General features: G+C 51.4%; 31 protein-coding genes. 10 read left to right on the top strand and 21 right to left on the bottom strand.

Translation table 11 applies throughout. The annotated features are described in order from the left end of the window. Positions 1 to 7 precede the first annotated feature (7 nt). From KI215_RS03675 to KI215_RS03660, 4 genes are all read right to left on the bottom strand, one after another. Complete coding sequence (locus KI215_RS03675; RefSeq protein ID WP_212774231.1) at positions 8 to 271, bottom strand: YuiB family protein; 264 nt, start codon at positions 269 to 271, stop codon at positions 8 to 10. A gap of 12 nt (positions 272 to 283) precedes the next feature. Then, positions 284 to 535, bottom strand: a complete 252-nt coding sequence (locus tag KI215_RS03670; protein ID WP_212774230.1) for a hypothetical protein — start codon at positions 533 to 535, stop codon at positions 284 to 286. Between the two features lie 4 nt (positions 536 to 539). Further along, on the bottom strand, positions 540 to 677 hold the full coding sequence (locus KI215_RS03665; protein WP_212774229.1) for a YuiA family protein: 138 nt from the start codon (positions 675 to 677) through the stop codon (positions 540 to 542). Positions 678 to 922: 245 nt separating this feature from the next. After that, complete coding sequence (locus KI215_RS03660; RefSeq protein ID WP_212774228.1) at positions 923 to 2,122, bottom strand: NAD(P)/FAD-dependent oxidoreductase; 1,200 nt, start codon at positions 2,120 to 2,122, stop codon at positions 923 to 925. Between the two features lie 271 nt (positions 2,123 to 2,393). On the opposite strand from KI215_RS03660, the gene KI215_RS03655 reads away from it, so the two are divergent. From KI215_RS03655 to KI215_RS03635, 5 genes are all read left to right on the top strand, one after another. Continuing rightward, entirely contained in the window at positions 2,394 to 3,392 is a 999-nt protein-coding gene (locus tag KI215_RS03655; protein WP_212774227.1) for an NAD(P)/FAD-dependent oxidoreductase, read from the top strand. A gap of 253 nt (positions 3,393 to 3,645) precedes the next feature. Further along, positions 3,646 to 3,846 (top strand): hypothetical protein, encoded by a 201-nt coding sequence (locus KI215_RS03650; protein ID WP_212774226.1) that lies wholly within the window; start codon positions 3,646 to 3,648, stop codon positions 3,844 to 3,846. After that, positions 3,846 to 4,127 carry a hypothetical protein gene (locus KI215_RS03645; protein WP_212774225.1) on the top strand — a complete coding sequence of 94 codons (282 nt, stop codon included), beginning with the start codon at positions 3,846 to 3,848 and terminating at the stop codon, positions 4,125 to 4,127. Before KI215_RS03650 ends, KI215_RS03645 begins: the two co-directional genes overlap by 1 nt. Positions 4,128 to 4,133: 6 nt before the next feature. Next, the gene (locus KI215_RS03640; protein ID WP_212774224.1) at positions 4,134 to 4,466 is read left to right on the top strand and encodes a hypothetical protein; all 333 of its coding nucleotides are present in this window, start codon (positions 4,134 to 4,136) and stop codon (positions 4,464 to 4,466) included. Between the two features lie 86 nt (positions 4,467 to 4,552). Next, on the top strand, positions 4,553 to 4,819 hold the full coding sequence (locus tag KI215_RS03635; protein ID WP_212774223.1) for a hypothetical protein: 267 nt from the start codon (positions 4,553 to 4,555) through the stop codon (positions 4,817 to 4,819). Positions 4,820 to 4,893: 74 nt separating this feature from the next. Here the strand turns inward: KI215_RS03635 and KI215_RS03630 are convergent, their stop codons facing one another. The 3 genes from KI215_RS03630 to KI215_RS03620 all read right to left on the bottom strand — a co-directional run bounded on the left by KI215_RS03630 (position 4,894) and on the right by KI215_RS03620 (position 6,944). Continuing rightward, positions 4,894 to 5,775 carry a DUF6612 family protein gene (locus KI215_RS03630; RefSeq protein ID WP_212774222.1) on the bottom strand — a complete coding sequence of 294 codons (882 nt, stop codon included), beginning with the start codon at positions 5,773 to 5,775 and terminating at the stop codon, positions 4,894 to 4,896. A 426-nt stretch (positions 5,776 to 6,201) separates the two neighbouring features. Then, positions 6,202 to 6,558: a HesB/IscA family protein gene (locus KI215_RS03625; RefSeq protein ID WP_212774221.1), complete on the bottom strand. Its 357-nt coding sequence runs from the start codon at positions 6,556 to 6,558 to the stop codon at positions 6,202 to 6,204. 152 nt (positions 6,559 to 6,710) lie between these two features. Then, positions 6,711 to 6,944, bottom strand: coding sequence for an aspartyl-phosphate phosphatase Spo0E family protein (locus tag KI215_RS03620; RefSeq protein WP_212774220.1), 234 nt, complete (start codon positions 6,942 to 6,944; stop codon positions 6,711 to 6,713). A gap of 191 nt (positions 6,945 to 7,135) precedes the next feature. Here KI215_RS03620 and KI215_RS03615 point away from each other — a divergent pair, with 191 nt between their 5' ends. The 3 genes from KI215_RS03615 to mqnE (KI215_RS03605) all read left to right on the top strand — a co-directional run bounded on the left by KI215_RS03615 (position 7,136) and on the right by mqnE (KI215_RS03605) (position 10,517). Then, positions 7,136 to 8,206 (top strand): aminopeptidase, encoded by a 1,071-nt coding sequence (locus KI215_RS03615; RefSeq protein WP_212774219.1) that lies wholly within the window; start codon positions 7,136 to 7,138, stop codon positions 8,204 to 8,206. Positions 8,207 to 8,282: 76 nt separating this feature from the next. Beyond that, positions 8,283 to 9,389, top strand: a complete 1,107-nt coding sequence (gene mqnE / locus KI215_RS03610; protein ID WP_212774218.1) for an aminofutalosine synthase MqnE — start codon at positions 8,283 to 8,285, stop codon at positions 9,387 to 9,389. Between the two features lie 27 nt (positions 9,390 to 9,416). Next, on the top strand, positions 9,417 to 10,517 hold the full coding sequence (gene mqnE / locus KI215_RS03605) for an aminofutalosine synthase MqnE (RefSeq protein ID WP_212774217.1): 1,101 nt from the start codon (positions 9,417 to 9,419) through the stop codon (positions 10,515 to 10,517). 359 nt (positions 10,518 to 10,876) lie between these two features. Here mqnE (KI215_RS03605) and KI215_RS03600 read toward each other — a convergent pair whose 3' ends face one another. From KI215_RS03600 to cysK, 9 genes are all read right to left on the bottom strand, one after another. Further along, positions 10,877 to 11,116 (bottom strand): YuzB family protein, encoded by a 240-nt coding sequence (locus KI215_RS03600; RefSeq protein ID WP_212774216.1) that lies wholly within the window; start codon positions 11,114 to 11,116, stop codon positions 10,877 to 10,879. A gap of 141 nt (positions 11,117 to 11,257) precedes the next feature. Continuing rightward, positions 11,258 to 11,845 carry a hypothetical protein gene (locus tag KI215_RS03595; RefSeq protein ID WP_212774215.1) on the bottom strand — a complete coding sequence of 196 codons (588 nt, stop codon included), beginning with the start codon at positions 11,843 to 11,845 and terminating at the stop codon, positions 11,258 to 11,260. Positions 11,846 to 11,872: 27 nt separating this feature from the next. Next, positions 11,873 to 13,501: a gamma-glutamyltransferase gene (ggt, locus tag KI215_RS03590; protein WP_212774214.1), complete on the bottom strand. Its 1,629-nt coding sequence runs from the start codon at positions 13,499 to 13,501 to the stop codon at positions 11,873 to 11,875. Continuing rightward, entirely contained in the window at positions 13,491 to 14,663 is a 1,173-nt protein-coding gene (locus tag KI215_RS03585) for a CapA family protein (protein ID WP_212774213.1), read from the bottom strand. The genes ggt and KI215_RS03585 overlap by 11 nt, the downstream gene beginning before the upstream one ends. 12 nt (positions 14,664 to 14,675) lie before the next feature. Continuing rightward, the gene (gene pgsC / locus KI215_RS03580) at positions 14,676 to 15,161 is read right to left on the bottom strand and encodes a poly-gamma-glutamate biosynthesis protein PgsC (protein ID WP_212774212.1); all 486 of its coding nucleotides are present in this window, start codon (positions 15,159 to 15,161) and stop codon (positions 14,676 to 14,678) included. A 12-nt stretch (positions 15,162 to 15,173) separates the two neighbouring features. Beyond that, on the bottom strand, positions 15,174 to 16,367 hold the full coding sequence (gene pgsB / locus KI215_RS03575) for a poly-gamma-glutamate synthase PgsB (protein WP_212774211.1): 1,194 nt from the start codon (positions 16,365 to 16,367) through the stop codon (positions 15,174 to 15,176). A 380-nt stretch (positions 16,368 to 16,747) separates the two neighbouring features. Then, complete coding sequence (locus tag KI215_RS03570; protein WP_212774210.1) at positions 16,748 to 17,077, bottom strand: DUF1462 family protein; 330 nt, start codon at positions 17,075 to 17,077, stop codon at positions 16,748 to 16,750. 35 nt (positions 17,078 to 17,112) lie between these two features. Next, positions 17,113 to 18,249, bottom strand: coding sequence for a bifunctional cystathionine gamma-lyase/homocysteine desulfhydrase (locus tag KI215_RS03565; RefSeq protein ID WP_212774209.1), 1,137 nt, complete (start codon positions 18,247 to 18,249; stop codon positions 17,113 to 17,115). A 5-nt stretch (positions 18,250 to 18,254) separates the two neighbouring features. Next, complete coding sequence (gene cysK / locus KI215_RS03560; protein WP_212774208.1) at positions 18,255 to 19,181, bottom strand: cysteine synthase A; 927 nt, start codon at positions 19,179 to 19,181, stop codon at positions 18,255 to 18,257. A 264-nt stretch (positions 19,182 to 19,445) separates the two neighbouring features. Here cysK and KI215_RS03555 point away from each other — a divergent pair, with 264 nt between their 5' ends. Continuing rightward, positions 19,446 to 19,667 carry a NifU family protein gene (locus tag KI215_RS03555; protein WP_212774207.1) on the top strand — a complete coding sequence of 74 codons (222 nt, stop codon included), beginning with the start codon at positions 19,446 to 19,448 and terminating at the stop codon, positions 19,665 to 19,667. Positions 19,668 to 19,843: 176 nt separating this feature from the next. Continuing rightward, positions 19,844 to 20,476, top strand: coding sequence for a nitroreductase family protein (locus KI215_RS03550; RefSeq protein ID WP_212774206.1), 633 nt, complete (start codon positions 19,844 to 19,846; stop codon positions 20,474 to 20,476). A 299-nt stretch (positions 20,477 to 20,775) separates the two neighbouring features. Here KI215_RS03550 and KI215_RS03545 read toward each other — a convergent pair whose 3' ends face one another. The 5 genes from KI215_RS03545 to KI215_RS03525 all read right to left on the bottom strand — a co-directional run bounded on the left by KI215_RS03545 (position 20,776) and on the right by KI215_RS03525 (position 26,430). Continuing rightward, the gene (locus KI215_RS03545) at positions 20,776 to 21,786 is read right to left on the bottom strand and encodes an ABC transporter ATP-binding protein (RefSeq protein WP_212774205.1); all 1,011 of its coding nucleotides are present in this window, start codon (positions 21,784 to 21,786) and stop codon (positions 20,776 to 20,778) included. A 1-nt stretch (position 21,787) separates the two neighbouring features. Next, positions 21,788 to 22,810: an ABC transporter ATP-binding protein gene (locus KI215_RS03540; protein ID WP_212774204.1), complete on the bottom strand. Its 1,023-nt coding sequence runs from the start codon at positions 22,808 to 22,810 to the stop codon at positions 21,788 to 21,790. Between the two features lie 10 nt (positions 22,811 to 22,820). After that, positions 22,821 to 23,759 carry an ABC transporter permease gene (locus KI215_RS03535; RefSeq protein WP_212774203.1) on the bottom strand — a complete coding sequence of 313 codons (939 nt, stop codon included), beginning with the start codon at positions 23,757 to 23,759 and terminating at the stop codon, positions 22,821 to 22,823. Positions 23,760 to 23,764: 5 nt separating this feature from the next. Beyond that, positions 23,765 to 24,694, bottom strand: coding sequence for an ABC transporter permease (locus KI215_RS03530; protein ID WP_212774202.1), 930 nt, complete (start codon positions 24,692 to 24,694; stop codon positions 23,765 to 23,767). A 122-nt stretch (positions 24,695 to 24,816) separates the two neighbouring features. Further along, positions 24,817 to 26,430, bottom strand: coding sequence for a peptide ABC transporter substrate-binding protein (locus tag KI215_RS03525; RefSeq protein ID WP_212774201.1), 1,614 nt, complete (start codon positions 26,428 to 26,430; stop codon positions 24,817 to 24,819). Between the last annotated feature and the right edge of the window lie 15 nt (positions 26,431 to 26,445).

Genomic DNA, 26,445 nt, shown 5'->3' with positions numbered 1-26,445 from the left:
AAGAGGGTTAAAACATGCGGTATCCTTTGACACGCAGCGTCTTGATCGCCCACCCGCTGACAAACGCACCGGCCAGCCCGCTGAACATGATGATCATGTCCACGATCATCAGTCCGCCTTTGCTGACGATAAAGAAAATCAGCAAACCTGTATATGCGATCACCGGAAACCAGGTTGTTTTCAAAATCATGTTTAAAATGAATCCGATTCCGAAAAAAAGCACGAAAAACAGTGGCACAGACACAATTAACTGGGGCAGACTCACCGTCATCGCCTCCGCTCGTCAAATCATTTTTCCTTTTGTTTTGTTCCCAATCAGTGTACAGAAAAAACGGACACCGGTCAATTCCTTACCGACACAACCGTGAACAGCGGTTGACAAATCACTGCGACACACATCGTTCCCGGCGGCGAAAATTACCTGTTCATCAGTCGAGTTCTTCAAAATCACCAAGAAGTGATGGATGCCAAGACGGATGATGGGACGGACATAAAAGCGGGAGCCACTCATAATAGAGCGGCTCCCGCTTTTCATCAAATCAGTCCTCCTGCGTTTTTTTGCCGGTTCCACCGCAGGATTCGCATGTTTCCGAACCACCCAGAAGGAGTTGGTAATATCCATCTCCTCCACAATAGAGGCAGGTATCTTCCCTTTCCAATGTAGTAGCGGTTGTCATTGACAGCCCCCCTGTTCTTCTTGATTCTGTTTATTTTCTCTAATTTTCAGATAATCATACCTGAGAAAAAGAAAAAAATAAAGAAGTAAATTTTCCCAATATTCCGTTTCTAGTCAGATGTAAGCGTAACCATTGACTGATTTCACTTATTCTCTTTTTTACTCACAATTTTTGAGTGATTTTGGTGAATAAACAAACCCCTTCCTCCCGGAAGGGGTTGAGGTCTTTATCTTTAATCAAACCATTCAGATCAAATGCCGACCCTTGCGCAACACCATCGGGATGCCACCCAACAAATACAGCCAACGCAACTCGATGATGCGTTTCATGATGGCTGCTTTGCGGCCAAACAATTTGCTCTTGCCCACAATGCCGATCGCTTCTTTGCGACCCAGTGAAGCAACGGTTCCCTTCAAGTCGAAGACAAACGGCTCCATCTGGCCGCCTCGAATCGCCGCCACCAGGTTTTTCGCACAGTTTTGCCCTTGTTGCGTGGCGATTTGTGCCGTCGGCGGATAGGGGCGGTCGTTTTCTTTGTTGAATACCAAGGAGCTGTCACCCAGTACGAATACTTCCGGATGTCCCGGTGCACGGAGAAACTCATCCACTTTGACGCGTCCCCGCATCGTTTCCAAGCCGGACTCTTCCACCAGTTTGTTACCGCGGACACCACCCGTCCAGACGACAGTTGCCGCTTTGATTTCTTCACCGCCTTTGAGGATCACGCCGTCCTCGGTGCATTCTTCGATCGGGGTGCTGAGGCGGAACTCCACACCGTTGCTTTCAAAATACTTGACCGCATAATCCACCAGTTCTGGATCGAATCCGGGCAGAACCGTCGGTGCCGCCTCGATATTGATCAGGCGTACCTTTTCCCGGGGAATATCGTATTTACGGCACAGCTCGGGCATCCGATCGATCAATTCACCCACAAATTCAATGCCGGTAAATCCGGCTCCACCCACCACGATGGTGATCAGGTCTTGACGTTGACCTTCATTGTGGTATTTGGAGAACATGTACTCGATATGTTGATTGATCATCCGTACGCTGTTGATGTTACGGATAAACAGCGCGTTTTCCAGCAGTCCCCGAATACCGAACGTTTCCGGGGCACTTCCCAGCCCGACCACCAGATAGTCGTAGGACAACGGTTCATTATTCGCCAAGTGTACTTCTTTTTGATCCAGTTTGATGGCGGTGACCTGATCCTGGATGAACTTCACTTTCTTTTCGTCGATAATATCCCGGATCGCGATTCGTGCATGATCGGCCGGTTGTGTGCCAGCGGCAGGCTCGTGCAACAAGGTGGTGATGTAATGGTAATCGTTTTGGTTGACTAATGTGACGTCGGCCTCATTGTAATTGAGTTTCTTTTGTAAGCCGACCACGGTCATCAAGCCGGCATAACCGGCTCCCAATACGACGATTTTCGGAGTTGCCATCGATATCACTTCCATTGCCTAAGATTTCAGTATGAGAAATTCCTCACATAAAATCCGCCAATTATTTCCTCGTCCTTATTCAGAACCCACAGTTTATGATAATTTTTTCACGTACTCTTGGCAAGGCTTTTTGGTCAGATTTTGTCCCCATCCGTTCTTACGCCGCTCAGTGCCATCTGTCCCCTCTTTCCATTGTGAAAAATCAACATTATAATGGTTAACGATGACCATTGTTCGGTAGGTCTCTTCGGAACGAATCGGAGGTGCTCACATGGGTGGCGGAACGCAACGGGAAATCATGGACATCACCATTATCGGCGGAGGGCCTGTCGGACTCTTTGCCGCATTTTATGCTGGGATGCGCCAGGCATCCGTTAAAATCATTGAGAGTATGCCCCAACTGGGGGGGCAATTATCAGCCTTGTACCCGGAAAAATATATTTACGACGTAGCCGGTTTCCCCAAAGTGCGGGCGCAGGAGTTGGTCCAGAATCTAATCGAGCAGGCCAATCTGTTCAATCCGGTCTATTGCCTGGAAGAAAAGGTGCAGAATGTCGTCAAAAATGAAGACGGCATTTTCGAGTTGACCACCAACAAAGGGTTGCATTTGTCGCGAACGGTCATCATTACGGCCGGTTGCGGAGCATTTGAGCCTCGGAAACTGAACATACCGGGTGCTGAAAAGTATGAAGGAAAAAACTTGTTCTATTTCGTCAACAATTTGAATCAATTCAGGGATCAGGACGTACTGATTGCCGGTGGCGGCGATTCGGCTGTCGACTGGGCCTTGATGCTGGAACCGATCGCCAAAAGCGTCACACTGATTCACCGCAGGGACACGTTCCGCGCACATGAACACAGTGTGGAACGGATGAAAAAATCCAGCGTCCGAATCATCACACCGCGAGAAATCCAATCCCTGCAAGGTGAGGAACGTATCGAAAAAGTCGTGATCGTTGACAAAAAAACGGGGACAACCGAGGAATTGCATGTGGATGCCCTGATCGTCAGCTTCGGATTCGTTTCTTCACTCGGTCCGATCAAAGAATGGGGACTTCACATCGAAAACGGGGGCATCGTTGTCAATTCACGCATGGAAACCAATATTCCGGGCATTTACGCCGCAGGCGACATCGCCACGTATCCCGGTAAAGTGAAATTGATCGCCGTCGGATTCGGCGAAGCGCCCACTGCAGTGAACAATGCCAAACAATATCTGGACCCGTCAGCTCGACTCCAACCGGGTCACAGTTCCAACATGAAGCTTTGATGGTCGGTCGGGACTTTTGAAAAAACCAAAAGCCGTCACCCATCCGAGCAACTCTATTTCCGATATACAATCCGGAGATGAGTGACGGTTTTTTTGCGGAACTTGACAACATTCCTTTACTAAAAACCAAGTAACCGAAACAACCGCTTTCCCCACCGATACCGGTGTGGGAATTAGCGGTCTTTTTTTGCATAAACCTGATGGATCGCCGCCAAGCTAAACCCAGGAACGTCCAAATGTGGGGGGATGTTTGATGGTACAGAGAAAATGGTTGGCGGTTTTGTACTATGCAGGATTGCTGGGGTTAACGCTGTTCATGCCGTTGGCTATCATGACCGCCATGCGGGAACGGGGTGAACCCACCCTGCTCACATGGATTGGCGGAGGTATCGCCTTTGTCATCTGGCTCAGCTATCTCATTTTGCCCAGTTGGCTTGGGCATCGGGATGAATAATGAGTACGATCGCTTATGGTTGCCCCATTTGCAACGGTTTGATCAGCTTATCCATTCTCTGTCCCCATTGCGGTGAAACCATGGAGGATCATGGGCGTCTCCTCGACATGTTTGCCCCTTACAGTCCGTACCGCCCGATTGACGATTTAAAAAAAACGGATGGATGGATCGATGAGGAAAACCATCAGTGCCCACATGTGGTTTATTGTCCCCAATGTGACTTCTCGGACACGCTGATGGTGGCTGAGGTGAATCTCTCCGCCATCTATCCCGACAGGTGATGCTGAATGGAGAAAAAACGGTATTACATCACGGTACACCCTGGCGCTTATCAGGGGGAGATTCGCGAACATCTGGACCCCAACGACGCGTACTACGATTATGCCATCGACGCGACACCGGATGAACTGCAATCCTTGCGCCAATTGATGGACCTTGCTTCGGAACATGATCACGGTTCATTTTGGCAATCCCACATCCCGACCAAGGCCTACCACCTGATGAATAAGGAAAACCAGGCATACGATCAGTATTTGCATGCCATTTACCGTAAAATCCATGAACTGGGTACACCGGAAACCAAACGCCAGATCGAAAGCCTTGGCGTGTTTGAGACATAATTCGCGCCTAATTTTTTCCTTAGATACAATCGCCCATCTCCAGTGGCTTTCCTGTCTCGTATCCTGGATACGAGGAGGAGATCGCCATGGGAAAGAAAAAAGGAAAATTGAAAAAGCGGGAGAAAAAGGCTCAAAACCCGCCCAAACCTCGCACAACCACTGTCGCGGATCAATATAACCGGTTAGAGGTCGCTCCCTTGGAACGGGCTTACAAACAAGCATTACAAGCCAAAGCGTACGGCACCGCCAGTGAACTCTACATGAAATTAACCGAGGCGCGGCGCCACCACCGGGTATTGATTTTTCGGAGGGAGCGAATCCCGATCGGCAGGAACGGATCAGGTTCTCATTAGACGATAACAAACACTCTTAAAAAGGCGCATCCGATTCAAGTCGGCGCGCCTTTTTTTGTGCATAAAATTTGTGCTTAATAAGAAGAAGAATCGTCTATCTCCCGAGCGTTTTGTTCCACATCGGCCGGGATAATAACCTGTTGAACTTCCCCTTGAAATTCCATAGTCCAGTGTTGTTTCCAGTAACCCGTTTTTCCATTTTCTTTTATTCCCAGTTCTGCAGTTTGTTCCGCCTGGGTTTGTCGAAAAGTTTTTTTGTCCACCCACAAGGTCATGGTCATGCTTTTGTATTGAATTCCCTCGTTACTCTTCCATAAATTTTGACCATCCTCGTCAGAAAAGTCCATATACGATCTGATTCGCGGATCATTGTGCAATGTCAGTTCCAATCGGTATGCATCCGCTTCTTCATGAAGTTTGACTTTTTTCCCTTCCTCACGGAAAAGGTTGAGGATTTTGTCTGTATCGTGTTGCACACCTTGGTACAGTTCTTGAACTTCGTCCTTTTCTCCCGGTTGTAAACGTTTTTTCACCCATCCGTCTGTCGATTCTTCGTCTCTTACCATATTGATAAACAATTCCTGATCCTGAGTGTACATTTCCATTTTGATTTGATGATTTTCACCCGGCGCTTCCGCGTCAATATCCATCATACTGTGATATTGATTCTGCTGATCCTGCTCAAACGTCGCTTCAGATTGAACATGCATCTCTCCCGAATCGTGCGGCCCCATAATCCTTTGATCACCCTGGACATGCCACTTTGTTCCCTTCAATTTCCCCATCGCATCGATCGACTTGGCCACCACTTGATCAGCTGTTAACGGCTTTTTCTGTTCCTGTACGGTTTGCAGCGCTTCCACGGCAGTCTGCACACTGCATCCGGCCAACAGCCATACCACACTGGTTACGGCCGCACAGCCGATCGTCATTTTCTTCAACCACGTTCCCGACATGTGCATCTCCTTTCGCGGATGAGTTCAAGTGATAGAATAATGAAAAAGAACTTTTTCTATTTTAGCATCATTTTTTCTGTTTGTGCAGAAATCCGTAGAATTTCGGATAAGGAGATGCACCATTGGAAAAGGATTCGACACATTCAGGAAAATATTTTTATCTGTAAATTGAATCAGCTTTAGCGCGTCCTCCAACCCTTTTATGTATCGGTATTATTTAGTCAACTCTTTTTTACGATAAATCAAATTAATCACACGAAACCCACAAAATATGCCCCTTCGTCGTTAGCTCGTTTCCCAGGGATAAAAAAACGTCCCTCCCCACGGTTGTTAACCGGGTTCAGGACGCGCTAAAACTACAACCCATCCGTTATTCCTGTCGCCTCACCTATCGCTAAATCCGTCCAACCTTACGCCTCAATAGTGTCAACACTCTTCTGGTTTGCCTGGGTTATCGGCGGTACGGAACGAATGGCCGCAGCCGCAGGTGGCGATGGCGTTCGGATTGTGAATGGTGAAGCCACCACCCATCATCGATTCTTTGAAGTCGATTTCCAATCCTTTGATCAGATCAAGGCTGTGTTTGTCGATCAAGATTCGCAAGCCGTGTTGTTCCAGTTCCAAATCCTCTTCCGTTTTATCCTCATCAAAACCCATGCCGTACGAAAATCCGCTGCATCCACCATGGGTCACACCGATACGCAGGTACAATTTCTCCGGATGCTCTTCTTCGGCGAGCATTTCCTTGATCCGGTGACTCGCCCGTTCCGTCAACGTGATCATCATTATCCCTCCCATGGGAGTCAGGGTCGCTTGCTGCACAGCATTCCCTCTCGTACATCCAGTATACAGGGAATGCCTGGCGGATACAACCGCCAGGCATTCGGGGGGTGGTGGATGGGGGGGAAGCGGTGTAGTCGGAGGAATGCGACAGATTACCAGAAATACAGCACATCAGCTTCACGCACACGGTCAGACGTCGAACCGAGCGGGTAGATGCGGTGGGGTTTCGACACGATTTGTTCCTTTACCCACGCGTTCAACAGACCGTCCAGTTCCTTGCTCAACAAGTGAACTTCCGGATGGGACAAGCCCAAGCGCTGAGCCGCCTGCTCCATCTCATGCCGCATTCGCTCGATCTCCTCTTCCAACCGCTTCCCCTTCAGCATCGGTTTCCTCTCCTTTTCGGGTTATGTAGCGTGTAAGAACACATTGGGGGGATTCGAACAAATGTGCTTTACCACTATCTTACCTTGAATCCGACAAATTGAAAACCAGTTTTTTGCTAAATATCACTTAATTCTATGTATTTGTTTCTTATTGTATAATAATGGAGATGGATGTTGAAAGGAGTGTTAGTATGGGTGATCCCCGGATTCGACAAATGGCGCAGGTTCTGATCGATCACTCGATCCGTGTCCAACGGGATGAACAAGTGCTGATCCAATCCACACCGCTGGCGATGCCGCTGGTGGAGGAGTTGTACCGCTTGATTTTGGAACGGGGCGGTCATCCGGTTCCCTTCTTCACCACGGAACGGCTGCAGCGGATTTTTTATGAAGCGGCACCGGATGAGAAACTGGATACCCTTCCCGGCATCATACGCGAAGCATACTTACAGGCAGACGCATTGATTTCCATCGATGCCCCGGAAAACCGGCGCGAACTGATGCAAATCGATCCCAAACGATTGCAGCGCCACCGTAAAGCCAAAGCGCCGCTGTTGGATCGATACATGCGCAACGAAGCCAAATGGGTCGTCTCCCTGTTCCCCACGCCGTCACTGGCCCAAGACGCCGACATGCCACTCTCCCAGTACGAGGATTTCGTGTTCGGTGCGATCAACCTGGATTGGACCCGCATGAAAGCCACCATGGAAACAGCGAAGGCGTTGTTTGACAAGGCACGTGAAGTCCGCATCGAAGCTCCCGGCACCAACCTGGTCATCGGTTTGGAAGACCGACATGGAGTGATCGACGGTGGTGAAAACAATATGCCCGGCGGCGAATTTTTTTATGCCCCTGTTGAACATCAAACAGAAGGTACGATTACATTCGAATGGCCGCAAGTCTATAACGGACGGGAAGTATCCGGCATCCGACTCATGTTTCGGGAAGGCAAAGTGACGGAAGCCACGGCGGAAAAAGGAGAGGACTTTCTGCACGAAGTGCTGGAGACGGACGAGGGCGCCCGCTACCTGGGAGAATTGGGGATCGGGTGCAACACCGGCATCACTCGTTATACCAAAAACACTCTGTTCGATGAAAAAATCGGGGGAACCATCCATCTGGCCATCGGGCAGGCTTATGAGGAATGCGGGGGGAAAAACCGTTCCACCGTTCACTGGGACATGGTGAAGGACCTTAGAGAAGGCGGCCGGATTTATCTGGATGGTCGGCTGGTGCAGGAAAATGGGGAGTGGTGTTTCTAGCAAAATGTTTATGATAAAATAGTGATGGATTGCACAAATCGTATACGACCATGATGAGAAAGAAGGGAATCCGATCATGACGGCCATTTCGACGCCGGACACCCTTACGGACATTCGCGAAAAGGTCGAACGGGGAGAACGTCTCACATTTGAAGACGGTGTCCGCCTGATGAAGTCGAACGACTTGTTGGCCATCGGTCAAATGGCCGATCTGGTTCGACGGCGGAAAAACGGCGACAACGTTTATTTTATCGTTAATACCCATTTGAACTATACCAATGTTTGTTATCTCGACTGCAAACTGTGCGCGTTTGGTTTGAAGCCGAACGATCCCAGATCGTATACGCTCTCCTTGGAACAGATCGAAGAGAAGTCTAAGCAAATCGCGGGAAAAGGATTTACCGAGTTGCACATCGTCGGCGGCGTGAATCCCAAGCTGCCTTTCAGCTATTATGAAGACATGATTCGGATCGCAAAAAAGCATAATCCGGACATTCATGTGCAAGCTTTCACAGCCGTGGAAATCGACTATCTGGCCCGTGTCTCCAAAATCGGTGTGGACGAGGCGATTACGAGGTTAAGAGAAGCGGGACTGGGATCCATCCTAGGCGGCGGGGCCGAAATCTTCCATCCGGAAATCCGGAAAGTGATTTCCGGCCACAAAACCAATGCCGACCGCTGGTTTGAGATCCACGAAATCTGTCACCGACTCGGTATGAAATCCAATGCGTCCATTTTGTACGGACATATCGAACAACCCGAACATGTGATCGATCATTTGATCCGTCTCAGAGAGTTACAAGACAAGACCGGGGGATTCCAGGCCTTTTTCGGCTTCGCTTTCCACCCCGAAAACACCCAGCTGGCACGTGAATTCACTTTGCCCAGTGAAACGACCGGGATGTACGATCTTAAGATCCTGGCCGTCTCCCGTTTGATGCTGGACAACTTCCCGCATATCCGTGCGTTCTGGATGATGATCGGCTTGAAATTGGCCCAGGTTTCCCTCCATTTCGGTGTCGACGATCTGGACGGCACGGTGATGGAAGAACAGATCGTTCATGCCGCCGGGGCCAAGACGAAACAGATGACCCCCAAACAGGAATTCATTCGCATGATCAAAGAAGCAGGGCGAGTACCTGTCGAGCGGGACACTTTGTACAACATCATCCGGACTTATTGAGCCGAGAACCGGAGGGAGGATTTGATCATGACGATCACGGCGAAGGCCAATCCCGATTTAGCAACGATCGTGGAGAAAGTGAACGCAGGGGAACGGTTGACATTAGAAGACGGGTTGGCGCTCTACGCTTCTGAAGATCTGCTGACGATTGCACAGCTGGCCAATCAGGTCAACCGACAAAAAAACGGAGACCGGGTCTATTTCATCCAAAACATGTACATCAACCCCACCAACGTTTGCGAAGCCAGATGTGCGTTTTGCGGTTTCCGTCGGGACCCCGGTGAAGAGGGAGCCTACACGATGTCGCCGGAGGAAGTACTGGCTTATGTCCGGGAGCGGATGACGGAAAACATCCGTGAATTCCACATCGTCGGCGGACACAACCACACGGTGCCGTTTGAATACTATGTGGATACGATCGCCATCCTGAAACAACATTATCCTGATGTGACCATCAAAGCCTATACCGCTGCAGAGATCCAATTTTTCGCCAAGATTTCCGGCCTTTCGGTGGAAGATGTGTTGAAAAGGCTGATCGACGCCGGACTGGATACGCTGCCAGGTGGCGGGGCAGAAATTTTGAGCGAACGGTATCGCGCCAAAATGAGCCCGGACAAAGCGAGTACCGATGAATGGCTGGAAGTGCACCGCATCGCTCATTCTCTGGGACTGAAAACGCACGCCACCATGTTGTACGGATCGATTGAAACCCATGAAGAACGGCTGATGCATATGATCCGCCTGCGGGAATTGCAAGATGAAACGGGCGGTTTTATGGTATTTATCCCGCTCGCCATGCAACCACGCAGTGTAAATGCCGGAATCAAACGACGCACCTCCGCAATGGACGACCTGAAAACCATCGCGATCAGTCGCCTGATGCTGGACAATTTCCCGCATATCAAATCGTACTGGATCAATATCGGTACGCAACTGACACAACTCTCGATGCACTATGGCGCTTCCGACATTCACGGAACCCTGGTGGAAGAACGCATCAGTCATGCCGCCGGTGCGCTCACCCAAACCTCGCTCACGCGGGATGAGCTGATCTGGTTGATCAAAGGGGCGCACCGTGTGCCGGTGGAACGAGACACTTTCTACAATGTAGTGAAAGTATACGACTAAGCAGGTAGACTGTTGACGTCGTGGCTACTGATGGTGATCCAAGTCGAGAGCGATCTCCTGTCGAGGATACAGCTGAATATCTCTATTTTCTGCTGACCTGCAAAAACCCAGCGGTTTATCCGCTGGGTTTGTCTATTACCTCACCAACCTGGATGGGACGTGTCATTCTATTACAAAAGCTGAAAGAAAGTGGCCGAGGTTGTATCTGATGAGTCGGTCCGCTTCTCTTCTCCTACGTTTTCTAATCGAAGCTAGCCAGGGCTTGGTCAGTCGCTCTCCTGCGAAATGATACGTTCGGATCGACGGGCCAGAAACGGAGACAGGGAATGGGGACCCGCAGACTTCGTCAACCTGAATTATCAAAAACGAAATTCCATCTCGTCAATGGCTTTGCGAATTTTGATATACAATTCTTCAGCCGTATCCGCACTGATCAAATCACCGTTGACCAATGCGTACGGCTTTTCCGCACAAATTCCGCAATTACCCAAACAACCGTATTCCAAAACGTCTAAGTCCGGGTCTTGCTCCAATCGTTTCTTGACTTCCAACAATTCGGGCGTCAAATTGTTCACACAAAACTCGATCAATGGTCGCATGGCAATGTCACTCCGTCAATCATCGGTTTCAATCACATTCGTTTCACATTCCCTATATTATAACACGTAAAACGCCCCTTCCATTCAAAAGGGGCGCCGAAAAGCCACTGAAAATCCCATGCCTCTGGGGTGTGTGGAATGTCACGGATGTTGTGGAGATGGCGGCATGCCTCGTTTGAGCCGTTTATCCTGTTCGATCAGTTTGAGTCCTTGTTGTTTCATGACGTCAAGCGTTTTGGAAACACCATGGCTAGACGCGGTGCTGATTTGGGATGAAAACGCAAATTCCTCCAAATCATGGAGGATGTTATGGGAATATTCTGTTCCCCACTGCTTCTTCGTATTGGTTAGATCTTCGCGCAAAGCGGAGAAGAAGGGACGATAAGGCGTACGGGAACGCTCTTTCTGATCGATCCACAAGAACAGTTTTTGAAACTCCTGATCTTTGTTTGGAATGGGGTAGCCCCATTCTTCCCCGTATACCAAGTAGTTTTCATATTGATGCAATTTGTTGATGGACTGGGCCACCATTTGGAACTCCGATTCGGTCAAAATCGGGCGGGACGGCCCTTCGGTAGCCAATGTCCCGTGCAACAACTCCTGACGATAGCGCTCGATCGCCGCCCGCTCCTGCGGCGTCAACGTTTCGACATGTTTGAAGTCGATGAGCACATACAGGAGAAGTCCCACGATCAAGACCGGAATCAGGTTACGCAACAATCGCTTCATATCTTCGCCTTCCTTCCGACACCACCATTAAGGTCCGGCCTTCCACGCCCCGTCCCGGCGCGGGTCGGCACCGCCGTCAATCCGATCATTTTCCTTGTCGATCACCAAGCCTTGTATGCCACCGTAAAACAGGGAATTTCCCTTCACTGTCACCGTGTAACCCCTGCGCCGGAGTTCCCGCTTCACATCCTCGGGCAAATCCTTTTCCACAAATACCTCATTCCCCTCAACCAAAAACCGTGGTTCATTGATGGCAGTCTGGATCGGTTCATGATATTTCAACATACGAATCAGCACTTCCGTCAACATGGGCGGAATGCGGCGACCTCCCGCACTCCCGATGCCGATGATCGGCTCGCCGTCTTTGGCTAAGATGGTGGGCGCCGTGTAACTGATTGGCCGTTTGCCCGGTTGGGCGCGGTTGGGTGAATTATCGCGGAAACTGAAGTTTTTCAGTTGGTTGTTGAGAAAAAATCCGTCCACGTAGACGCCCGATCCGAAGAAGTTGCTCAAGGTGTTGGTCACCGACACCATGTTTCCTTCCCTGTCAACAATGACAAAATGGGTGGTGTTGTCGTGATCCTCCCGATCAGCCAAAGAATCGACTGCTTCCTTGTATTTATCAGACAACTTGTCCATGTCGATGTCCAACGCCATCCGGCGGGTATGCTCCTCGCTCACCATTTCCTCTACGGGTACGTGAACGAAACGCGGGTCCCCCATCTTCTCCACCCGCTCCTGAAAGGCCCGTTTGTTAATCTCCCCGACCAAATGGATAAAGTCAGCTGACAGCTCCCGCGTCTGCTCCACATGCATGTGCTCGGCCATTTGCAGGGATTGAATCAACATGACACCACCAGAAGGTGGGGCGGCGGATACCACTTCGTAACCGGCGAATTTTCCGCGAACCGGTTCCTTTTCCTCCGGCTTGTACGCCTTCAGGTCCAACGACCGAATACCGCCGACCGCGCGCACGATGTCCTGAGCAATCTCTCCCTTGTAAAACGCATCGGATCCTTTTTTCTGAATCGCTCTCAATGTCCGAGCCAAATCCTTTTGCTGCAATAACTGGCCTGGTTGAACCGGCTCACCGTCCGGGAAAAACTGCGGTAAATCCCGAACCGGGAGGCGCCCTCGTGCCGCTTCCAACCGTCTCGTGAGCAAGGGCGTCACTTCAAATCCCTCTTCCGCCAACTGAATGGAGGGTTCGATCAATTTGGCCATCGGTATCGAACCGAACTTATTATTCGCCAGCTCCATTCCTTTGACCATGCCCGGTACTCCCACACCGTTCTTGGTAATATAACCCTTAGAAGGTGCCATCTCCCGGTAGTCGATCACTACCGGCTTCTTGCCTCCTGCTGGATAGATCAGCATGGTTCCACCGCCACCGATGCCGGAGCCGAACGGTTCCACGACACCCAGCGCGTAAGAAACGGCCACCGCCGCATCCACGGCGTTGCCCCCCTGTTCCAAAATATCCATGCCCACGTCAACAGCCAGGGGGTGTGCCGCGGCGACGCCATATTTTTTGCCGCCTTCCTCTTCCTGTCCCAACACATCCTTCTTCCCTTGCATCGCGCCGAATTGATAGACGCCCAACATCCCGATGATGACGATGACGCTCAACAACGCGATCCACACCCTATTGCCCATGTTGTTTCATCCCCTTCAACACGCGGGAATGATCCACTTCCCGCACCAGGAGATCCCCCTCCCTTTTCCACACCTGATTCCATTGATCTGTGTACATCGGCTCCTCGGTGATCTCGGAGAAGATCTTTTCCCGACGATATAGATTGGTCCACCCGAAAACCGGACGAGGCTGTCCTTGCCGGATCATCATCGGGACGATCTCAATGCGGGCCTTACCGTCCGGGTATAGCTTGTACTGCACCAATGCAGTCTCTTTGGTTCGGGACCATCCCTGGTCAAACACGAAGTTGCCCAAGCTGTAGAAAATCACGCTGTTGTTGTACACCTCGACTGGTTCCAATACATGCGGATGATGACCGATGATGATGTCGGCACCGGCATCCGCCAACGCATGTGCAAGATCGCGTTGACGGGGGTGATAATGGCTGTCGTATTCGACTCCCCAATGGATGTGAACCAGCACCAGGTCCGCATTCCGCTTGGCCTTCGCAACCAATGGCATAAAGATATTGGGATCGGCCGGCAGGATCCCGGAGCGATCCTTGTAGGCACGAAAACCTTCTGGCAATACTTCCGAAATGCCCAATACGGCCACTTTTACGCCATTGATTGTGAAATAACGGATCTGTTTGGCACTTTTCAGATCCCGACCGGCCCCTACGGTGTCCACGCCCACCTGGCGAAAGACTTTCCGCGTGTCCATTAAGCCGGGTTTCCCAAAATCCTTCATATGGTTGTTGGCCAGGTTGACGACGTCGAATCCCATTCGCGCCAGTACTTTGGCCGCTTCCGGTCCGGTTTTAAGATGAATGAACTTTTCCGCCAACGGATAACCCGGTTTCAAGACAATCGGATTCTCGAAATTCCCTGTCACCAGATCGGAGGATTGAAAATAAGGCCGCGCATATTGAAACAAATAATCATATCCGTAATGGTTGGTGACGATATTCATGTTGCGGGCAAACATCATGTCCCCCACCATGGTCACCGTGACAAAGGCCCGCTTGTCCTTTTGCACTGAGGCCGCCTCCACCGGCGTCCACCATTGTAACAAGGCCAATAAAACCAGACAGACGATCGTGGCGATCGTCGTGTGCATCAACGCTTGTTTCTTTTGTCGCTTGATGGTTATCAACAGTCGTTGCTTCCATGTCAATCTCACGATGGTCACTTCCTAGATAAAGGAATGCACATATTCGATTGCGATAGGATAAAGAAACAGAATCAGGAACGTCAATCCGCTGAGCAGCAGCGTGCTGCCTACTGTAAACACCAGCCCCTGTTTTTGGATCGTGTTAGCGATCAAGCCCGGAACAACCACACCGATGCCACGGAATTCCTCCACTTCCAGGGGTACAAACGGAAACGTGATCGGCGCGGCCGCATCTAGAGCCAGTTTCAGGGCGATGCCGACTATCAGCATGGCGGCAAATTTCCTGCGGCCATACAAAATGGTGAACCGGGCGATGATCTGTGTGACGATCAGGTAAGTGGCAAAGCTGATCAGCAAAACAGTCAATATAAATACCGGCTGATCAAAGATCAAAGCCAAGTACCCCGGCACGATCAAACCGGCTGGGACCACACCCACTTTCTCTGCAAAAAGCAGGCTGAGCACCACACCGATGATAAGCGCAATATATAAGTCCGAGCCAAACACCTGCATTTCCCCCTAGCCGACGATTTGAACCACTTGTTGTTCCTTCATCTGCTCAAACAGCTCACACAACGGTTCCGCCGCACCGTGAATATTGCCCACGCCGTAGATGACACGCCCTTCCAGCTTGTCCCGAATCGCCTCAAAAATATCCTCAGTCGTTTTCCCTTCCATGTTCAACAAGCGTTTTGCCGGGATCATTCCCGCCTCATAAGCATCCACAATCGGCTTGACACTCTCTCCAATGGCTACGACTGTGTCCGACTTTATGTACGGCAGAACGTCGCGGGCAAATTGTTCGGTACGATCCACCCGGTCCGCACGGCAGTTCATGATAATGACCGGATCGTCAGTCGGATAGCCCAAATGTTTGACGCGTTCCCAGATGTTGAGGGTGGAAGCAGCATCATTGGCGGCAAAACCGTTGACAAAGTAAGCTGGATTGGGATTATGACGGTTGAGCGGATAAATCCGAAGTGCTCCCGGGTCAGGATGCGCGTTCAACATTCCCCTGAGTGCCGTTTCCTCGTCGATACCGAGCGCTTCGGCAACCGCCAGCGCTAGTGCCGCGTTTTCAGGGAACACCATATAGTCGAATTGCCGAAGGTACTCCTCCGAGATTTTCGAGTTATCAGCCACGATTACCTTGGTTTTTCGTTCACGGGCGATCCGTTTGAAATAAGGGACGAACGGACCGTCCGACACGATGAGATGACCGTTGTACGGGATGGTGGCCGACAAGGCTTGCGCCACTTCTTTCAATGTTGGCCCCATCACGTCCATATGATCTTCCAGCACGTTGACGATCACGCCGATATTGGCCTGTAACAGCTGATTTTGAAACACTTCCTGATAATCAGGATTGACGGCCATACATTCGCTTACCAAACATTCCGCTCCCAGTTTGGCGGCCTCGGCCACCACCATTTTTTGTTCACGGATATTGGGACCTTCTGGCCGACGTTTGATCGGCTTTTCCTCATCAGTGAACCAGTAGATCATCCGAGCGGCGGTACCGGTCGTTTTCCCCACCGTGCGATATCCCGCTTCGATGCAGATGCCGGTAATCAACCGCGTCACCGTCGATTTCCCCCGGATACCGTTTACATTTATGCGGATGGGAATGGCGTTGATGTTTTTCTGATGCTGAATCCGCTCCCATATCCCGATCAACAACAGGAAGCCAATAAATAACGGGATCAACCACATTCTCCTTCAACTCCTGCATGGGTAATCGCAACTGTCAAAGAATAAATGCAACTAAGCAGATTCAGGCATTGTCCTTTGTATTACATAATCCCTTCTTTCCAGGCATGTTTTGGTGGATTGAACGAAGATATACAATTGCTATCACTACTCAATAATACAAACTTCAAACAGAAAAATCTATATAGAAGTTGCGTTCTCTACGATTTTCCACAAAACAAAAAAGCCCTAACCTCAGAAGGGCAGGGCTTGACCAAACAATATGCCAAGCGTGAATAGCGAATTTCATCCGAACCGCCTGCGCTTTTCGGATATCCATGCTCAGTCGGGCTTAGTCTCGCTCGCTTTGGAAAAATGCCACTTGATGGTTGACCGGACACGCCTTAGCGCAGTTCGGTGGGAACGGCTCCAAGCGCCTCCAATTTGGTTTGGATCACTTTCAGCTTGGGATCCCCCTCTGCCACCACTTCACTGCCGATCACCACCACCGGATAAAAGTACTCACCGTCGAGCACCCTGGACGCAAAGGCGGTTTCCTCTTCCCCTTCGGGATGCTCGATGTCGATATACCGAACAGTGATTTGACTACCGTACTTCCTCCCTAACGCCGCTTCCAACCAATCAGCCGTTTCCCGGGAGGACGGACCGTTCACACAACTGGGGCAAGGGGTGTCCGCACCGAAAACGAGGATCTCGATCGGTTGCGTTTTCATGGAGTTACTCCTCCCGCTTTCTCCTCTGATGTTTCTTATGAACGAAGCGCTTGATCCAAATCATCCATCAGGTCGGCGATGTCTTCCACTCCTACTGAAATCCGGATCAACCCGTCGGTGATGCCCAGTTCGGCACGCCGCTCCGGCGGAATGGAAGCATGGGTCATTCTCGCGGGAACACTGATCAGGCTTTCTACCGCTCCCAGACTTTCCGCCAGCGTGAAGTACCGCACTTTTTTCACGACTTGTTCGGCCCGCCTGCCGCTGCCCACATCAAACGAAATCATGCCGCCGAATCCGCGCGCTTGGCGTGCAGCGATGTCGTGTCCCGGATGATCCGGAAGGCCTGGATAATAGACTTTCTCGATATCGTCGCGATCCTTCAGCCATTCCGCCAGTTGACGGGCATTGGCTTCATGCTGGCGCATCCGCACACCCAGTGTTTTGATACCTCTGATCAACAAGTAGGAGTCCTGGGGTCCCAACACACCGCCGATCGAGTTTTGCAGGAAATGCAATTGCTCACCCAGGTCTTCATCTGTGACCGCAACCAAGCCGGCCACGACGTCACTGTGTCCGCCCAGATATTTGGTCGCACTGTGAATGACGATATCGGCACCCAAATCGAGCGGGTTTTGCCAGTACGGTGTCATAAACGTGTTATCCACGATCAACAGCACGTTCCGCTCGCGGCAAATACCGGCCACCGCCTCAATATCCGACACTTTGAGCAAAGGATTGCTGGGTGTTTCCAGGTACACCGCCTTGGTATTGGGGCGGATCGCCTGCCTTACTTGGTCCAAATCGCTCGTATCCACGAAAGTCGAATCAATGCCCAGCCGGTTGAACACCTTGGTCAACACCCGGTAGGTGCCGCCGTACACGTCGTCACCCACCACCAGGTGATCCCCCTGATCAAACAACGAAAGAATCGTCGACACAGCGGCCATACCGGAGGCGAAAGCCAGTCCGCGCGTACCGTTTTCCAATTCTGCGATCAATTGTTCCAACGCTGCTCGCGTCGGGTTGCCGGTTCGGGAGTATTCATATCCTTTATGCTGGCCGATTCCTTCCTGCTTATAAGTCGACACTTGGTAGATCGGCACGGTGACCGCCCCGGTGTGCACGTCACCGAACACACCGGCATGAATCAACTTGGTATCCAAACGCATCAGTGTCAAATCCCTCCCTGATAAATCTTTTGGCTCAGATAGCGCTCGCTGCTGTCCGGGAAAATCACCACGATGTTGGTACCGGGCTTGGCTTTCTTCGCTTCCTGCAGGGCTGCAAAAAAAGCGGCTCCAGACGAACTGCCCACCAACAATCCTTCTCGCTTCGCCAGATGCTTCACCATGTCAAACGCATCTTTGTCCAATACAGTGTAGATCTCATCAAAGTAGGACGGGTCCATATAGTCGGGAAGAAACTCCATCCCGATCCCTTCCGTTTTGTGCGGTCCCGGTTGACCACCGCCCAGAATGGAACCTTCCGGTTCTACAATCACCGTTTTAATGGCGGGGTTTTGCTCTTTCAAATAGCGGGCCGTACCCATGAAGGTCCCACCGCTTCCCGCTCCCGCCACAAAGACATCCACCTTACCGTCCATCTGCTGCCAAATCTCCGGGCCGGTCGTTTTGTAATGCGCTCCAGGGTTGGCGGGGTTGGCGAACTGCTGGGGAACGTAGGCACCGGGAATCTTTTCGGCCAATTCCTTCGCCTTGGCGATGGCGCCTTTCATCCCTTCCTCCGTCGGGGTGTTGACGATTTCCGCCCCCAATGCCCGCATCAGTTCCTGTTTTTCCTCAGAAAACTTTTTCGGCACAACGAAAATCACCCGATACCCGGTCCCGACGGCTGCCAACGCCAGTCCGATCCCGGTGTTCCCTGCGGTCGGCTCGATGATGGTACCGCCGGGTTTCAGCAGGCCTTTTTGTTCAGCATCCCGGATCAGCTCGATTCCAAGCCGGTCTTTCACACTTCCGCCGGGATTGAAAAACTCCAGCTTGGCGTAAATGTTCACCCCATCCGGAATTTCGAACCGTTTTATCCGTACGATCGGTGTCCAACCGATCAGTTCTTTTACATCTTCATATACCTGCTTCATCGGAATTCCCTTTCCTTTCCTCACAACCGATGTTTACTCGAAAAAAACACACCCCTTTCATCTTACCACTTTTGAATGAACAAAAAAAAGGATGGTCTTCATATCGCCGACATGAAGATGATTCCCTTTGTCAATCGACACGCTTTGGGATACAATAAATAAGGGGCAAATGGTTCCTCCATCCCATCGGTAAAAAGCGGACCATGGGTCTCGTTTGAAATAAGACCGATTGGCCAGCGATCATACCGAAAGGAGCATGAACCGATGAAAGAACAAGTACAAGAAGTATTGGACAAACTGCGTCCGTTCATCCAACGCGACGGCGGTGACGTGGAACTGGTGGATGTGGAAGACGGCGTGGTGAAAGTTCGTCTGCTCGGTGCCTGCGGCAGCTGCCCCAGCTCCACCATCACGCTGAAAGCGGGGATCGAACGCGCCCTGATGGAAGAAGTGCCGGGCGTCAAAGAAGTGGAGCAAGTCCTTTAATATTTTTTGGAAAAGCCAAGGCCGTTTCCCTCGATTGGGAAACGGCTGAGCATTTGTATCAGAAGTACAAAAGAGGGTTTTAAGACCCTTTTTACTTATTTTTCTTTACTTAGTTCTTTGTTTAAAGTATATTAAGATATGCCAAGCCAGATCCACCAATGAGAGGTGTTGCATATATGACCACGCAGACGGAACTGTCGGCCATCGAAGTGATGAAAGCACGCGGCAGCGTAAAAAAGTACCAACGGGGTGTGGAGATTCCCAAGGAGGACCTGGAAGAGATTCTTAAGCTCGCGGCGAAAGCTCCGTCCTCTTGGAACCTCCAGCATTGGCGTTACTTGGTGATCACCTCGCAAGAGATGAAGGAGAAGATTCTGCCGATCGCTTACAACCAGCAGCAAGTGGTGGATTCCTCGGCCACTGTCGTCATTCTGGGCGATCTGGAAGCGGACAAAAGTGCTGAGGATGTGTACAAACCGGCTTTGGAAGCGGGCCATATCACACAGCAGGTGTACGACACCTTGATCGGGCAGATCAAAGACGCTTATGCCAACAACCCACAGAAGGCCCGCGACGAGGCCATCCTCAATGCCTCCCTGTCGGCCATGCAGCTGATGCTGGCTGCCAAGGCCAAAGGTTACGATACCTGCCCGATGGGTGGATTCGACCGGGAAAAATTGATTCAAGCGCTCAACATCCCGCCGCGTTATATCCCGGTGATGCTGGTCGTCATCGGTAAAGCTGCCGCTCCGGCCCGCCCGTCCAGCCGGTTCCCGCTGGAAAAACTGGTCATTCGGGAAAGCTTCTGATTCTGAGTGAAGCGGCTGAATGACATCCAGCCACTTCAAACGCCCGAAAAAAGCGAAGCCGTTTCCCACAGTTGGGAAACGGCTTTTTTTCGCACTTGATCAGGGTTGCTCCCATCGGATGTTAATGACGCAAAGAAGCTGGTCTTCGCAGCTCCGATCTCCAATCTCCAAGCACAGGTACGGGCGAAACACTTCATTCAAGGGAAAATGCCCGCGATGGGGTTCCTGCACTTTCTGAATTAGTCGATCACCCGGGAAACGATACCGCTTGATCGAGTCAATAGCACGCACGCCCCAGCTCAGCTCGTTTGCTCCGACGATGCGGCCACTTCGTTTTTGCTCTCTTCTTGGTACAAATGACATGCAACCCAGTGAAGGGGGCGCACTTCCTGCCAAGTGGGTGTCACTTCTGCGCAGATGTCCATCGCTTTGGGACAACGGGTACGGAAACGGCATCCGCTCGGCGGGTTGATCGGGCTGGGTACGTCGCCTTTGAGCAGGATTCGTTCGCGCCGTTTCTCCACAGCCGGATCAGGGATGGGCACAGCGGACAACAGAGCTTCGGTATAGGGATGAAGCGGGTTGTCATACAGCTCCTGACTTTCCGCCAGTTCCACCAAATTGCCGAGATACATCACCCCGACACGGTCACTGATATATTTCACCATCGACAAGTCATGGGCAATAAACAGATAGGTCAACCCTTTTTCCCGCTGCAATTTTTTCATCAGGTTGACCACCTGGGCCTGAATCGAGACGTCCAGTGCCGAAATGGGCTCATCGGCGATGATGAAGTCCGGGTCCACGGCCAGTGCCCGGGCAATGCCGATCCGTTGCCGTTGACCGCCACTGAATTCGTGTGGAAAACGATCGGCATGCTCTTCGTTCAACCCCACCGTCCGCAACAGCTCCACCACGCGTTCGCGTCGCTCCTTGCCTTTGGCCAGACCATGGATATCGAGCCCCTCCGCGATGATGTCGGCCACGGTCATCCGTGGGTTGAGTGAGGCATACGGGTCTTGGAAGATCATCTGCATCTCCCGGTTGAACTGTTTCGCCTCTTTACCTTTCAGCTCATGCACGTTTTTCCCTTTGAACTTCACCGTTCCGCCTGTAGCGTTGTACAAACGGATGATAGTCCGGCCAATCGTGGATTTTCCGCATCCGGACTCGCCCACCAACCCGAGCGTTTCGCCCTTGTATACGTGAAAGGTGACATCGTCCACCGCTTTGACGACCTGTCCCCTGCCGGCAGGGAAATATTTTTTAAGTCCTTCCACTTCCAGGATTTTTTCCACATGGGCTTCCATGTCAGTTCGCTCCCCCTTCTACCAGTTGAGCCGGTGGTTCTACCTTTGGCGCCATCGGATGTTCCAGCCAACAGGAAACCTGATGGTTTGATGAGATATTCGTCACATCGGGCATGCGTTCCTGGCAGATTTTCATGACATGTTTGCATCGGGCTGCAAACGGACAGCCCTTTGGCGGAGCGATCAGGTTGGGCGGCGAACCCGGAATGGGGAGCAATTCCTGCTCTTTTTTCTGGTCCAGCCGCGGCATGGAAGCCATCAATCCCCAGGTGTACGGATGACGCGGACGGTAGAATATCTCTTCCACCGTACCGGTTTCCACCACTTTCCCCGCATACATCACGACGACGCGATCCGCCACGTCGGCCACCACACCCAAATCATGCGTGATCAAGATGATGGAGGTGTTCATCTTCTCCTGCAGCTCTTTCATCAGCTCCATGATCTGCGCCTGAATCGTCACGTCCAACGCCGTCGTCGGCTCGTCGGCGATGAGAATCTTCGGAGCACAGGACAAGGCGATGGCAATCATGGCACGCTGGCGCATCCCGCCACTGAACTGGTGCGGGTATTGATTCACCCGCGATTCAGGGCTGGGGATGCCCACGAGCCGGAGCATCTCGACCGCCTTTTTCTTTGCTTCCTCTTTGCTCATCTTTTGATGCTTCATCAATCCTTCGGTGATCTGCCGACCCACCGTCATCGTCGGGTTGAGAGACGTCATCGGATCTTGGAAAATCATCGCGATTTCCGCACCGCGGATTTTTTCCATCTCCCGTTCGGACAGTTTGGTCAAATCCTTGCCGTCAAACAGAATTTCGCCTTGTTTGATCCGTCCGGGAGGATTGGGAATCAACCGCATGATCGTTTGGGAAGTCACGCTTTTTCCACAACCGGACTCCCCGACGATGGCCAGCGTTTCCCCTTTTTTCAAGTCAAAACTGACGCCGCGTACCGCTTTCACTTCTCCGTTGTATGTGTCAAACGAAACATGCAGATCCCGTACTTCCAACACCTTCTCCATACCGATCCTCCTATCGACGCAGTTTCGGATCCAACGCGTCGCGCAATCCGTCACCCAACAAGTTGAAGCTCAACATGATCAGGGCCAAGACCAATCCCGGATAAAACACTTGATACGGGAACAATTGCAGGTTTCTGAAGCCGTCGTTCACCAACATCCCCAAGCTGGCCGCCGGAGGATTGATCCCCAAACCGATAAAGCTGAGGAAGGCCTCAAAGAAAATCGCTTGCGGAATGGAGAACGTGACCGCCACGATAATGGGCCCCATCACGTTGGGCAACAGGTGCTTCAACAGCAACCGCCCGTGGCTCGCACCCAGCGTCCGCGCGGCCAATACGAACTCCTGCTCCTTCAGCCTCATCACCTGCGCGCGAACGATCCGCGCCATCGGCACCCATCCGGTAATTCCCATCGCAATCGCGATTGGCACGATACCGGGCTCAAAATACAGCATCATCAAAATGAGGATGATCAGTTGCGGAATACAGTACATCACTTCCAAAATCCGCTGCATGACGGTGTCCACTTTGCCGCCGAAATATCCGGAAATCGCGCCGAACGTCACACCGATCGTCATGTCGATCAACACGGCCAAAAAGGCGATGGTCAAGGAGATGCGCGCGCCGTACCAAGTCCGGGCCCACAGATCGCGTCCGAAGTTGTCCGTCCCGAAATAGTGATTGCCGAACGGTTCCTTGTTCTGAATGGTATAGTTCATAGTCTGATAATCATACGGAACGAAATGCTGTCCAAACAGGGCCAGAAAACCGACCACCAACAAAATGGTGAAACCGATGATGGCCCCTTTGTTGGAGCGAAAACGGCGCCACACATCGGTCCAGTACCCGACGTGTTTGGAGGACAGCCCGTTTCTCTCCTCCGGACTCACTTCACCGGGTTGAAACATCTCCGGGGATAAATCCTGGTTGAGTTGTTTGGTCGCTTCCATGTGACTCACTCCTTCGCACCGGCTATCCGAATCCGCGGGTCGATAATGCCGTACAAGATATCCACCACGAAAATGCTGACGATGATCAGCACACTGTAGAAAATGGTGACACCCATGATGGCGGGGTAGTCATTGACTTGAATCGATTGCACGAACAGCCACGCCATGCCGGGAATACCGAAGATTTGCTCGATCACGAGCGAACCGGTGATGATATTGATCGTGAGCGGCCCCAAAATGGTCACAGCCGGGATCAGCGCGTTACGAAGGGCATGACGGAACACGACCGTAGCCCGGCTCAACCCCTTGGCCTTGGCCGTCTTCATGTAGTCCTGACCCAACACTTCCAGCATTTCCGTGCGGATATAGCGGGACATCTGCGCGATGACCAAACCGGATAAAGCCAGTGAAGGCAGAATCGTATGTTGCCATGTACCCCACCCTGCCGGTGGCAACCAAAGCAATTTTACGCCGACATAAAAAGAGAGTATCCCCGCCAACAAGAAGCTGGGAACCGACACCCCCAACACCGCCACCACGGTGGCCAGGTTGTCCGCCCAACTTCCCCGCCGCAATGCGGCGATGACACCCAGGGTCAGCCCGATCACAATGCCGAAGATCACAGCCTGAATCCCCACTTGAGCAGAAGCCGGGAACCCTTGGAAAATCAATTCAGTTACGTCCCGACCATTATATTGGAATGATTTGCCCAAATCACCCTGAAACAAATTGCCCAAGAATTGCACATATTGTACAGGCAACGGCTGGTCGAGCCCGTACTCTTTCATGATCGTCTCCTTCAATTTGGGCGGAATGCGCTCTTCGTTCTGTAAAGGAGAACCGGGCATGAAATGCATGAGAAAGAAAGTAAAGGTAATGATGACCCATAGCGTGACAATCATATAGATCGACCGCTGCAGGATATAACGACCCATCCTCTCACTTCCTTTTTCTACAAAAACATGGATGTTAGCAAGCATGGAGGAAGGTATATGTTCCAAGCGAACATATACCTTCCATTTGTTCTACCGGATTATCACTTTGGAACTTGATTTCCTCACTTGTCCAACGTTACCCATTTGAAGTCGTCATCGGCTCCGAACGGATGATGCACCAGACCTTTAACGTTCGGCCGCTCCAGGTTCAGACGATCACGCCAGTACAGCGGTGCGATACCGGCATCGTCCTGCACCAGGATTTTCTCGGCTTCCACCATTTGCTGCAGACGCTGGTTAAAGTCCGGGTTCATTTTGGCCTTTTTGATCAGCTCATCAAATTTCGGGTTGCTGTATCCGCCGCGGTTGAAGCCACCGTTCGTCACGAACAGATCCAAGAAGGTCATGGCGTCGTCATAGTCAGCACCCCAGCGGGACAATACGATTTGGAAGTTGCCGTTTTTGGAGCGTTCCAGACGCTCTTTGAACGGAACCGAACGGATATTGACATTGATGCCCAGATTGGTGCGCAGTTGTTCTTTGATGTATTGCAGCGCTTTTTTCGCCACATCCGTGTCATCACCCAGCAATTCCATCGTCGGGAATTGGCTGAGACCTTCTTCCTTCAAGCCTTCCGCCAGCAACTTTTTGGCTTCGTCTTTGTTGAATTTCACAAAGGCTGGCGCTTGCTCACGGTAGAGCTTGCCGTTTCCGCCTTGCAGGGTCGGCGGGACAAACCCGGTGGCCGGCTTGCCATCCTTCGTGATGTTGTTGGCCAAGATGTTGGTGTCGATGCCCATTTGGATTGCCTTGCGGATCTTCACATTACGCAAAACTTTCTCTTTTTTCATGTTAAATTCCAAATAGCTGGTCACAGCCTCGGGCACCCGTTTGAAGTCCGGCTTGGATTTATACGCATCCACATACTCTTGGCTGAGTCTCGGTACCACATCAAGGTTGTTGGTGTTGTACAGGTTGATCGCAGACGATACTTCCTTCACGATTTTGAAGTTGATGCCGTCCAGTTTGACGGTTGCCTTATCCCAGTAGTTCGGGTTTTTCTTCAGGGTGTAACTTTCGTTGTGTTGCCAGCTGGCCAAAACAAACGGTCCGTTGTAGACCATTTTGTTCGGCTCCAGCGCATATTCTTTTCCGTATTTTTCCACAATGTCCTTCCGTTGCGGATAATAGGTGGCAAATGAAGTCAGTCCCAAGAAGTACGGAGACGGCGCTTCCAGTTTCACTTGCAAGGTTTTGTCGTCCAGCGCCTTAACACCGACATCTTCTGCTTTCGCTTTGCCGGTGTTGTATTTCTCCGCGTTCAGAATCGGGTACAAGATATAAGCGTATTCAGAAGCGGTTTCAGGCGCCAACGCCCGTTTCCACGCATATTCGAAGTCTTGGGCGCGAACCGGCTTCCCGTCGCTCCATTTGGCGTCACGCAGTTTGAACGTGTAGGTCTTTTTGTCCGGGCTGATCGTGTAGCTCTCAGCCATCGCCGGTTGCGGTTTGTTGTTTTTGTCCAGACGCATGAGACCTTCCATCACCGCGTTCAACAGGTTGAACGAAATGTTGTCCGTGGAGATCGCACTGTCCAGGTTCGGCGGTTCACCATCCGAACGTACGGTCAGCACATTGCCGGAAGCACCGGTGTTTTGCTGAACGCCGCCGCATGCGGAAAGCAGCATGCTGGCCACAAGCAAAATGACCAGGGACAAATAAAAGCGCTTTTTCATCTCTTTACCCCCTTG

The organism is Polycladomyces abyssicola (genome assembly GCF_018326425.1).
Taxonomy (GTDB): Bacteria; Bacillota; Bacilli; order Thermoactinomycetales; family JIR-001; genus Polycladomyces; species Polycladomyces abyssicola.
The sequence above is the reverse complement of the archived record's forward strand: the minus strand, read 5'-3'. Positions and strand labels throughout refer to the sequence as shown.